The following is an 11,109-nucleotide window of genomic DNA, read 5'->3' as shown; positions in this document are numbered from 1 at the left end:
ACCTAGGGTGAGCGATGTGCAACAGACAACGGTTGTGCGGGCCCGCACGCGGTCGCGGACCCGCACCGAGGTGGCGTTCGCAGCCGCGGCCGCCGCGCTGGTCGCCATCGCATTCGCGGTGCCGCGAATTCTCAGCGAAGAGTGGAGGCAGCATTTATACGCGGCCTCGGCACCGATCTTCGGCATCTGGGGCCCGCACCTCGGTTGGGGCACCGGCCCGGCGATCGCGATCGCCGCAGCGGTGGTCGTGATCGGCCCGGACCTGGCCAGACGGCTGCCGTGGCGGCAGCTCCTGGTGGGGTCCTGGCTGGCCGCGGTGGCGTGGACGTTCGCGCTGTCGATGATCGACGGCTGGCAGGTCGGTTTCGCCGGCCGGCTCACCCGGCAACACGAGTACCTCTACGAGGTGCCCGGCGTGCATGACATTCCCGCCATGCTGCGTGGATTTTCCGACCGGATTCTGGATTTCCAACCGGACTCGTGGACTACCCACGTGTCCGGGCATCCTCCCGGCGCGCTACTGGCGTTCGTGCTGCTGGACCGCGTTGGCTTGGGCGGCGGCGCGTGGGCGGGCTGGTTGTGCGTGCTGGTGGGTTGTAGTGCAGCAGCAGCGGTCCCGGTCGCGCTGAAGGCCCTCGGTGCACCCGAACATGCCCGCGCCGCAACCCCTTTCCTGGTGCTGGCACCGGCGGCGGTCTGGGTCGCGGTGTCGGCCGACGCATTCTTCGCCGGTGTCGCCGCGTGGGGGATCGCCTTGCTGGCAATGGCGACCCGGCTGCGTCCGGGATGGCCGGTAATCGCAGGTGCGGCGGGATCGCTGCTCGGCTTCGGGCTCTACCTCAACTACGGGTTGGTGCTGATGGCAATTCCGGCCGGCGCGGTTCTTGTGGCCCGCGGATTCCGGCCGGCGGTGCCTGCGCTCCTCGGCGTGGCACTGGTGGTCGCTGCCTTCAGCACGGCCGGATTCTGGTGGCTCGACGGCTACCACCTGGTGGTGCAACGGTATTACCAGGGCATCGCCGCCGAGCGACCCTATTCCTACTGGGTGTGGGGCAATCTGGCCGCGACGGTGTGCGCTGTCGGGCTGGCCACCGTCGCGGCGGCGCCCGCAGCACCACGGGGACTAGCTATACGTGACCTCACGGCACCTTCTTGGGCAGCCGGAACACCGATGACAACGCAGCTCCGGCAGCGCCTGTACTGCTGGCGGACGACAGTCGACCCGGTAGCGCTGCTGGCGGCCGCCGCCACGGTCGCCATCCTCGCCGCCGACCTGAGCGGATTGAGCAAAGCCGAGACCGAACGAATCTGGCTGCCGTTCGAAATATGGCTGCTCGGTGCAACCGCCTTACTACCGCGGCCCGCTGTTCGTAGTTGGCTGGCCGTGCAGGCGGTGGCCGCTCTCCTGATCAACAGTCTCCTTATGACGAACTGGTGACCATATGCGGATTCTGGTAGCCGACGACGACCCCGTCGTGCGTGAGGTGGTGCGGCGCTATCTCGAACGCGACGGCCTCACCGTGGTCGAGACGGCCGACGGCAGCAGCACCTCGGAAGTATTGGCGCGCAACGATATCGACCTGGCAATCCTGGATGTGATGATGCCGCCACCGGACGGTATCGACCTGTGTCGCGCAGTCCGGGCCGGACGGCATCCCGAGACTCCGATCATCCTGCTCACCGCCCTCGGCGACGAGGAGGATCGAGTGCTCGGACTCCAGTCCGGTGCCGACGACTACATCGTGAAACCATTCAGCCCCCGCGAACTCGCCCTACGGGTAGCGTCGGTGCTGCGGCGAGCCCACCGCCCCGCCGCCGTCGAGCAGATACTGTGCAGCGGGACGATCGAACTACGGCCCGGCTCGCAGACTGTTCTGATCGGCGGGCAGCGGGTCGAGTTGACCGCCCGCGAATTCGACCTACTGGCCTTCCTGCTCGCCCATCCACGGCAGGTGTTCGGCCGCGGCGAGCTGCTGGAGCGGGTGTGGGGCTGGACCTTCGGCGACCAGTCCACCGTTACCGTCCACATCAAGCGCTTGCGCGCGAAACTCGGTGCCGCACATCGGATCGAAACCGTCTGGGGCCGCGGCTACGCCTGGGGCCGTCCCGGCAGGGAGGCCGACAATGCCGAATGACATCTTCGCTCTGATCGGATATGCGCTGGCAGGGTCGGTGCCGGTGATGATGCTGGGCGCTCTGGCGATGCGTCTGACCCACAATCGCAGCCTCACCACGAGCATGGTGGTGCTGGTGCTGATTCCCACGCTGGCGACCTTGGCCGGGGTGATCGCGGTGAGCGGGATGATGTTCACCGACGAACTGCGCCGCATCGGTGTGGTACTTGCTGTCGTCACGACAGTGGCTGTCCCCACAGCGATCGCGCTGGGCCGCGCCCAAGCGCGCAAGACGGTGTGGGAAAGACAGATGCTCGAGCAGGAACGAGCGGCCGAACGCTCCCGCCGCGAACTGGTGGCATGGGTCAGCCACGACCTGCGCACCCCCCTGGCCGGCATCCGGGCTATGGGTGAGGCGCTCGTGGACGGCGTGATCGCGCAGCCAGAAACGATCGAACGCTACGCGCACCAGATCGTCCACGAGACCCACCGACTGTCGGCCATGGTCGACGACCTGTTCGAAATGTCGAAGATCAACTCCGGCGCTCTGCGGCTCAGCTTCGAACCAGTCGACCTGCGCGAACTGATCGATGAAGTGACCGCCGCCAATCAGCCGACCGCCGACCACGCCCAGGTGGCCCTGCACGCACGGCAGCCACAGACGCCGATCCTGGTAGCCGGGAGCGACCGCGCCCTGACCCGAGTACTGACCAACCTCGTCGCCAACGCCATCGAACACACACCCCCGGGAGGTCGGATCGACCTGTCCGCGGGCACCGCCCACAAGCATGCATGGACCTGTGTCGATGACACCGGACCAGGCATCGACCCGGTCGATCTCCCCCGCATCTTCGAGGTCGCCTACCGCGGCACCGCCGCCCGCTCCCCGGCCGCCACCGACACCGGCACCAACAGCGGCATGGGGCTCGCCATCGCCGCCGGGCTGGTGCAAGCCCACCACGGTGACATCACCGCCCACAACCGGGAAGTGGGCTGCCGCTTCGAAATCCGGCTTCCGCTCCTGGACCCGCAAGACGACGAATAGATCGTCCATGCCCGCGGTGCGAGATACCACGTTACGCCCGTGTACTGCAGGCCTCGCCCCGACTACCGCGAGCACCCGCACCACACGATCGCGCACCCAAAGGCCAGATCCGCCGACGTGCGCCCGCCATGGTAGGCGACTCGAGTGGTGCGCCGGCTCTTACCGCCACTGGGGCGCACCGGCACCGGCCACCGCTCGCAACGGCGCGGTCGCGAATTCGGCGAGCCCTGTGGCAGGCGCGATGGCCGCGCGGAAACCGAGGACACGGTGGGCTCGGTCGGGACTGGCGACGATGTGGCGAACGTCGCCCGGTCGATATTCGCCGGTGACGACTGGCTGCTTGCCGCCGTACGCCTGGGCCAGCAGCTCGGCGACCACCCCGATGCTGACCGGGGTGCCAGAGGCGATGTTCAACGGCACGAAACCGGGCACGGCGGCGTGCACCGCAGCCACATTCGCCGCGGCCACATCGCGGACGTGCACGAAATCGCGCATCTGACAGCCGTCTTCGAACACCCGCGGCGCCTCGCCCACCGCCAGCACCGATCGGAAGATCGCAGCCACCCCAGAATACGGTGTGTCCCTGGGCATGTGTGCGCCATAGACGTTGTGATAACGCAGCGCGGCAACCGACCCGCCGGTCACGGTGGCCCAGGCCGCGGCGTAATGCTCCTGCGCCACCTTGCCGGCCGCGTACAGACTGCGCGGCAGCAGCGGGCTGTCCTCACCGACCGGAACCCAGTCCAGCAGCGCACCGGTCGCCGCATCGCGATAATCGAACACACCCGCCTCCAGATCCTCGCGCCGACGCGGTGGCGGAACGATCGAGCCGGAATCAGCTGTGCGATAACGACCTTCGCCGTACACCACCATCGACGACGCCAACACCAACCGCCGCACCCCCACCTCGGCCATCACCGCCAGCAGCACCGCGGTACCCAGGTCGTTGTGGCTGGCATACGCAGGAGCATCGGCGGCGCTGACCCCCGCCCCCACCACAGCAGCCTGATGACACACCACCTCAACCCCGCGCAGCAGCCCAGCCAGCGCATCGGGATCGCGCACGTCGACCTCATGCACACCGTCAGGAACCGTGGACCGCGCGCCGTGCGCGGCAGCCAGCATCGCATCAATAGCCACCACCTCGTCGCCCGCCTCGACCAACGCCTGCCGCACATGAGAACCGATGAATCCGGCCGCGCCGGTGAGCAGTACCCGCACGGCGTTAGCCTCCCGTCGAAAAAGTAGAAGTCATGCCCCGAGTCTCGTCGTTCACCCCCAGTTCCTCTCCCACCGAACGCGGTGATTCGCCATCCGTAAGAAATTCGTCACTTCGGCAATCACTCGACCAATTTGTCACCCTTGCCCGAGCCCGATCCAACCCGGCCACGCTCGCCGGGAAATTCACCTGATCGACCGCGGCACCGGTCACGGTGGCCACGACCGACACCGCGTGGCCGGCGGCGTGTGGCGACAGCTACAACGAGTCCGCACTGATCTGCGACGATGGGCATTGCGGCGAAAGTCCTCCTGATGGGGTGACGTCATTGGTTGGCGTCGGCCCAGAAGTAGCAACTTCGAGGCAGGTCTGCAATGGGCCACCACCCTGCCGGAACGGGGTCGGGCAGGCTCCTGATCAAGCCACCGAAACAAGACCAGGCCAGCGTCGCCACCACAAACGATGGGCAGATCCCCAGAAGTGCACTCAATGAGGCAAAGCAGTCCTCGAGCAACACCAGCTGCGGTGACGAGACCGATCCTGTCAGCCAGCCCCCGGGCTGGCTACTCCCTATGGTCAGCACTGTACGTTCGTGGAGCTGCTGTGCGTAGCGGTGAAGTCCCCTACCGAGTCGACCACCCACGCGAAAGCATCAACCGCCCGACCACACGAAATCAGCCTCCACAACCAGTTGACCGTCAAGCAGCCGCTGGTCACCACCCTTCCCATCTGTAGGGCGTCCGCCGGGGCGCGAACCTGCGACGGACGCATACCAACGCTGGGAGCGTGATCGTCAGTGTGATCGAATGACTCCCGAAATCGTTCACGCACCCGACGGTGCGGCTGATCGCCCCCGGGCCGTGGGTCGAGTGCCGCGACCACGGAGGTAGCCTCTTGGCTCACAAAAGAATTGAGTACACCCAACCCAAACAATTGGGCACCACCAAAAGGTGGTGGCTGTCGTGCTGATCGCACCGGTCATTCCACCACAAACACCTTTACAAGAACTCATCCAAGCCATGCACACCGCACCGCGACCGGTCGTGACCCCCATAGACAGCGACGTCGTCTACAGCATGTGCATCGTCGGTGCCGCAGGACGCATCCACGACCGAGCAGTACTCGACGCACTCCACTGGCCCACCGGCACCCACCTCGGGATCCACTGCGCCTACGACGGCATCCTGCTCATCCGCCAAACCGACCACGGCACCGCACACGTCACCGGTGGATACTTCCGCGTCCCCTTCCGGCAACGACGCGCAACAGACCTCCACATCGGCGACAAGGTCCTGCTCGTCGCCCACCCGCAGCGCCACCAACTCGCGATCTATCCACCTCCAGCGCTGCACGCGTTCTTCGGCAACCACTTCCGCACGCTGGACCTGTAGCGATGACATCGGACGTTCGCACCGTCGCCGATCCGGTCGCCATCGAGGCCACGCGAATCCTGTTGTCGCAGGTAGGCATCACGCCCGCTGACTTACTCACCGAAAGCCCCAAGGTACCCACCTTCGGTCACGCGATCCCGAAGCTACGAGCCACCCTCACCCCAGGAACCCTGCGCACCTACAACACCCATCTCATCGGCCTCGAAAACACATGGCACAACCGTCAGTTGGACGCGGTGTCCAAAGCCGACCTCGACGAGAAGGCCCGAACAGCACAAGCCGCCAGCAGAGGTGGCCGCGGCACCCACACCGGTGCCAGCGCACGAGAACATTTCATCAGCACCGTGCGCTGCCTCTACCGCTACGCCGAAGACAACAACTGGATCCACCCCACCCGAAACCCCGCCCGGCACCTAGCAATTCCTGCCCGGTCGCCATCACGCCGACAAGCGATCTCCTCACCACGCCTCGCTGAGATCTGCGAGGTCGCCTCTCTCACTGGTAACGACCCCGAACTCGACGCCCTCATCCTGCGCCTGCACATCGAAACCGCGTGCCGTCGCAGCAGCGCCCTCCGGCTACGCCCCTGTGACCTCGACCCACACCAGTGCCTACTCCTACTACGGGAGAAGGAGGGAATCCACCGGTGGCAGCCGATCTCGCCCACCCTGATGCGACACCTACTCCGCCACGCCGAGCAACGCGGCAGCCCACCCCAAGCGCAACTACTGCGCTACCGCAACGGCAAACCCATCACCGCCCGCCGCTACGACCACCTCTGGAACCGCGTCGGGGTACACCTTCCCTGGGTCGCCACCCACGGAATCACGATCCACTGGCTGCGCCACACCACCCTCACCTGGGTAGAACGCACCTTCGGCTACGCCACCGCCCGCACATACGCCGGCCACCGCACCCGAACCAGCGGCACCACTGCCACCTACGTCAAAGCCAACCTCTACGAAATCGCCGCAGTACTCGCAGTACTCACCCGAGAACCCCACCCACTACTCAGCAACCAACCCAACCGCGCACCCTTCCCCGCACACTAGTGAACACGGTGCCGGTCGCCGGCTTGCGGCGACCGGCACTACCCCACTGCAGTCGATAGGCAATTCGGCGTACGCCGAAACACCTTTGACGCTGAGACGAGACCCGCAACCAACCGAACCGAAGCTCACGATTGCTGAGCATTTCAGCTACAGTCGGAAAAATCTGAAACTTACTACAGCTCAACAGAATACAGATGCACACACACCACCATCGCCCGGCCGTGCTACGCTCTAGCGACCACAATAGATGCCACTCGAACACACATTGGCACCAAAAGTGTTGCAAATCTGTGATCAAGTCCCCTCTCGCGCACAGATTCGCAACGAAGCAACAAACCAACCTCGACGAAATGGCGCGCACCATCCAGGCCACCGCCCGCACCAACCGCGCCTCCCGTGGCGGCAGCAGCGCCGTGGAGCATTTCACCAGCGCGCGGTGCGATGCGTGTACCGGTAGGCCGACGACAACGGCTGAATCCGTCCCTCCGACAACCCGGCCCGCCAACTCACCATGCCCGTGGGCCGTCGGCAGCCACAGTCAACATCACCGGCAACGCCACCCAAGCCCTCCTGCACGACACCGCACTACCCGCAGTCGCCGCAATGGTCGCGCTTGTCCGACCCCTGGCACTACTGGCCACCGTCCGCGGAATATCAGTGCTCCTGCGTGCGCAGCAGGAGCGCCGACCACCCATCTGCTCGCGAAGGCGATAATGCCACCGGCGCGTCCTGGACAGTCCCACTCGACATAATCGCAGCTCCGGTGTGTATCGCAGCCGCGGATATGAGGCTATGGCGAAATTAGCGGCCGCCGGTCTGATCAACCGATCACGTCAACATATTGAGCTCGGGCCGATCAGTCTGCCGCGGCCAGCCTATCGGGCGCCGCCGGCGGCGGCGGGGGTAGTTGTCGTCAGCGAGGTGTAGGCGACGATGTTGGACTGGTAGCTTCGGGTCTCGCGGTCGAACTCACCTCCGCAGGTGACCAGCTGCAATGCGCCGTAGCCATGCGATCCATACACTTCTTCGGCCGGGAACTCCATCTTCGGATACGTCTCGACCTTGGTAACGGTGAAACGCGCTGTTCGGCCATCACTCAAACTCACCTCGACCTCATCGCCTGCTTGCAGGGACGGGAGCCGGTAGAACACCGCCGGACCGTCGAAGGAATCCGCGTGGCCCAGGATCACCGCCGAACCCTTTTGGCCGGGCGATGGCCCGAACTTGTACCACCCCGGCTTCTGGAAATCATTGGGTACCTCGACGGTTTCGTCGGGATTGAGTCCGAGCATGACGAGTGATGTGTCGACACCGATGGAAGGGATGCGCAGTGCCACCGGCACCGGGGAGGCCGCCTCCGGACCCGCGGCACCAGACGGTTCAGCGGATCCGGAGACCGGGGGCGATGCGAGTTCCGACGAGCCCGGGTCGTGCTGGCCACGTGAGGTCAGCACAAACAATCCCATGGCGATGAGCAGCATTACAGCGGCGAGTACCCACCACCTTTTCCCCCTTTTCCCGCTTATCCCTCTTTTCACAGTGCCTCCGGATTCGAATTCGCTTGTCTCGGAGCCGACGTCACCCATCGCTGCCGCCTGCGCAGCCGGGCGATCTTTCCAACCGCACCGGACCCGGCCAGGGGCAGACCTGCGAGGGGCAGGAGAACCGCGCTGCCATTGGGGTGGGGAGCAGTCCCGCCCCCACCGGTTTCCGGATGCCCCTTCGGAATAATGTAGCCCTCCTCGCCAGGGCCACCTTGGCCTTCACCTGGCCCACCTGGCCCACCCTCGCCTGGCCCACCCTCGCCTGGCCCACCCTCGCCTGGGCCACCCTCGCCTGGGCCACCCTCGCCTGGGCCACCAGGGCCGCCCTCACCAGGCCCACCTTCACCAGGCCCACCAGGGCCGCCCTCACCGGGCCCACCAGGTCCACCCTCGCCTGGGCCACCCCCACCGGGCCCACCGGGCCCACCCGGGCCACCCCCACCAGGCCCACCGGGCGCACCCGGGACACCCGGGACACCCGGGACACCCGGCCCACCCGGCCCGCCCAGCCCGCCCAGCCCGCCGGGAATCGGAATCGGGATCGGAATCGGAATCGGGAGAGGAAGAACGGGGACCCCTACCGGCGGCGAAACGACGGTCGTCGTGGGGAGGCCTGTCGTGGTCGAGGTGGGCGGCGGGCCTGTCGTGGTCGTGGTCGGCGGCGGAGTAGTCGTCGAGGTCGGCGGGGGGATGGCGCAGTTCGGCCGCGTGATGATGTTGTCATCCAGGCTGACCTGGCCGTTGCGAGCCAACACTCGCCCGTTCACGGTGCTGCTGGTCTGCACCGATATCGAAGTCAACGCCATGATCGTTCCGACGAAGGTGGTGTTGGTACCCAACGTCGCTGAGCTACCCACCTGCCAAAACACGTTGCACGGCGAAGCTCCGTTGATGAGGGCGACCGTGCTGTTCGACGCGGTGATCAACGTCGACCCGGCCTGGAAGATCCACACCGCGTTGGGATCGCCCTGCGCGTCCAGGGTAACCGTTCCGGTCAGACCCATTGGACCCGCGGTGTTGTATACACCCGCAACTAGGGTTAGCCCGCCGAGATCCGCCGGCACCCCGATGGCTGGCGTCCGGCCCGCCGCATCGTTGTACGCGGTCGTCAGATCGTTTTGTGCTTGCAATGCAACAGCATCAGCGACGTGCTGCGTTCCATTGATCACCGTTCCTGGCGGAAAGCCGGTTACCGCGCTCCCCGGGCTGACCCCGAGGTCCCCGGAAATGATCGAAGGACCGGTGTTGGTGACCGTGGTGCCCGCCAACACCGCGAAGGGTGTCGCAGTCCCCAACCCCACTGGGGGCTGCGCGGCCGACGCGACCCCGCCCAAAACCACCAGTCCGGCGACTATCCCGGAAGCCATTACCACCAGAAGCCAACGACGTACTGGACCCCCACGAACGAAATGAATCAGCGATGGCACGAAAGTTCCCCTCACATCAAACATCCCGACTGGACGGACCACTGCGATAACTTGGCGTCAAGAATCACATGTGGTCGGGAACTTATCGTGTAGTAGAGTGCGGTCGGCGTGTCGCACGCGCCTGGAAATGGCGGGCGCCAGGCGTGCGGCGGTAGAAGCCATCGAAGCATCGATCGATCACATTCCGGAGACGGACGTTCGGTACCGGGCATTTGGCATTGCTACATCTGACGAAACCGACTGCGTGCGACGTCCTCGACCGTGTGTGCCAAGCTGCGGGCCGCGCACTCGAGCTGTCGAAGATCGACACATCCACACGGTTGGGCGATTGACCGACTCGAGTGAGTGGACTTCTGCGATCACCTGAACAATCTTGCGCCCCAATACAGAACGCGGGTCTGGTACCAAATAGCCTGCCCCGGTGCGATCGAATGGACCGCTGTCGATCCGGGGCTACAAGAGGTGCATCGGCCGGATACCGGACAGGATCTCAATATTCTCGGACAGCCGCTGCTACGCCTGTCTCCTGCCTGTTCGATACCGATCTCTATTTCGCGCAGATGGTCGATGGTCAGGTGCAGCTCGACTACGGCGTCAACGAATTCGATTCGTTCATCAGTGCATTGCCCGAAAGCGCCTGTGCGATTGCGAAACCAGCGCCTGCATTGGTGACCACCCGGCTGAGGACGCTGGTGTCGGGCAGTGCTTCGCGCACCGCCTACGACGACATCGTGCCGGTCTGCCGATTGCGGAAATCCAGCGCCGAACCCGAGTAACGGGAACCGGATGGACGACATGGACCTCGTCACCGAAAAGCTGTGCTGGATCGACTGGGACGTGCCGCACGGCGATGACGGCCCGGCATCCGCATCCGGTCGCCGATCCGCCGCTGCGCCTGGCGCCGAGAGCGGAGTTCCCCTACGGCGCGACAGAGGCTGGAGAAACCCCGAGCACGCTCCGCGAGAGGCGAACGCGGGTACGCGCGCAAGTCGACTGGGCGGATCAGTGAACCGCAACAGCGGGTCGAGGGTCAGTTGGTGCCGTCAGCGCCTGTGCAGCCGTCGGCGGCTTTGCCGGCGTCCTCGGCGGCGTGTGCAACTCGGCGACATCAGGGCCTTGTACGAGCGACGGATGACAGTCGATGGTTGCACGGCCGAACCTGCGAAGTCGGCTGTCATGGTGAAGGCGGTTATTCGGTCGTGTGGACACGCATGTGGCTACCTCGTTTCCTCGCCGAACGGGAACGCACTCAGGCGGTAACGCTATAGGTCGCGATGCCGCTGCACTCGAAGGAGACACAGTGTCGGCTCCGTTGAA

General features: G+C 65.5%; 9 protein-coding genes. 6 read left to right on the top strand and 3 right to left on the bottom strand.

The annotated features are described in order from the left end of the window. Positions 1-16: 16 nt before the first annotated feature. From OH799_RS30995 to OH799_RS30985, 3 genes are read left to right on the top strand one after another with little or no spacing between them, the layout of a single operon-like run. A complete protein-coding gene (locus OH799_RS30995) occupies positions 17-1,438 on the top strand; it encodes a hypothetical protein (RefSeq protein WP_406271493.1) in 1,422 nt (473 codons plus the stop codon). 4 nt (positions 1,439-1,442) lie between these two features. Next, entirely contained in the window at positions 1,443-2,135 is a 693-nt protein-coding gene (locus OH799_RS30990) for a response regulator transcription factor (protein WP_406271490.1), read from the top strand. Beyond that, on the top strand, positions 2,125-3,159 hold the full coding sequence (locus OH799_RS30985) for a sensor histidine kinase (RefSeq protein ID WP_406271487.1): 1,035 nt from the start codon (positions 2,125-2,127) through the stop codon (positions 3,157-3,159). The genes OH799_RS30990 and OH799_RS30985 overlap by 11 nt, the downstream gene beginning before the upstream one ends. A 159-nt stretch (positions 3,160-3,318) precedes the next feature. Here the strand turns inward: OH799_RS30985 and OH799_RS30980 are convergent, their stop codons facing one another. Then, positions 3,319-4,380, bottom strand: coding sequence for an NAD-dependent epimerase/dehydratase family protein (locus OH799_RS30980; RefSeq protein ID WP_406271484.1), 1,062 nt, complete (start codon positions 4,378-4,380; stop codon positions 3,319-3,321). A 960-nt stretch (positions 4,381-5,340) separates the two neighbouring features. On the opposite strand from OH799_RS30980, the gene OH799_RS30975 reads away from it, so the two are divergent. Beyond that, entirely contained in the window at positions 5,341-5,769 is a 429-nt protein-coding gene (locus OH799_RS30975; protein WP_406271481.1) for a hypothetical protein, read from the top strand. A 2-nt stretch (positions 5,770-5,771) separates the two neighbouring features. Continuing rightward, a complete protein-coding gene (locus OH799_RS30970; protein ID WP_406271478.1) occupies positions 5,772-6,821 on the top strand; it encodes a tyrosine-type recombinase/integrase in 1,050 nt (349 codons plus the stop codon). Positions 6,822-7,696: 875 nt separating this feature from the next. Here the strand turns inward: OH799_RS30970 and OH799_RS30965 are convergent. Both OH799_RS30965 and OH799_RS30960 read right to left on the bottom strand, forming a co-directional pair. After that, positions 7,697-8,302, bottom strand: a complete 606-nt coding sequence (locus OH799_RS30965; RefSeq protein ID WP_406271475.1) for a class F sortase — start codon at positions 8,300-8,302, stop codon at positions 7,697-7,699. Between the two features lie 53 nt (positions 8,303-8,355). Then, complete coding sequence (locus OH799_RS30960; protein WP_406271473.1) at positions 8,356-9,732, bottom strand: ice-binding family protein; 1,377 nt, start codon at positions 9,730-9,732, stop codon at positions 8,356-8,358. A 491-nt stretch (positions 9,733-10,223) separates the two neighbouring features. Here OH799_RS30960 and OH799_RS30955 point away from each other — a divergent pair, with 491 nt between their 5' ends. Beyond that, complete coding sequence (locus OH799_RS30955) at positions 10,224-10,568, top strand: hypothetical protein (RefSeq protein ID WP_406271470.1); 345 nt, start codon at positions 10,224-10,226, stop codon at positions 10,566-10,568. The last annotated feature ends 541 nt before the right edge of the window (positions 10,569-11,109 follow it).

It is taken from the genome of Nocardia sp. NBC_00881 (genome assembly GCF_045207455.1).
Classification (GTDB): domain Bacteria; phylum Actinomycetota; class Actinomycetes; order Mycobacteriales; family Mycobacteriaceae; genus Nocardia.
This window is presented reverse-complemented; position numbering and strand designations above follow the sequence as displayed.

Coding starts and splice junctions, on each gene's coding strand:
- OH799_RS30970 (WP_406271478.1), top strand. CDS start 5,772: ATGACATCGGACGTTCGCACCGTCGCCGATCCGGTCGCCATCGAGGCC.
- OH799_RS30985 (WP_406271487.1), top strand. CDS start 2,125: ATGCCGAATGACATCTTCGCTCTGATCGGATATGCGCTGGCAGGGTCG.
- OH799_RS30955 (WP_406271470.1), top strand. CDS start 10,224: ATGGACCGCTGTCGATCCGGGGCTACAAGAGGTGCATCGGCCGGATAC.
- OH799_RS30990 (WP_406271490.1), top strand. CDS start 1,443: ATGCGGATTCTGGTAGCCGACGACGACCCCGTCGTGCGTGAGGTGGTG.
- OH799_RS30960 (WP_406271473.1), bottom strand. CDS start 9,732: ATGGCTTCCGGGATAGTCGCCGGACTGGTGGTTTTGGGCGGGGTCGCG.
- OH799_RS30965 (WP_406271475.1), bottom strand. CDS start 8,302: ATGCTGCTCATCGCCATGGGATTGTTTGTGCTGACCTCACGTGGCCAG.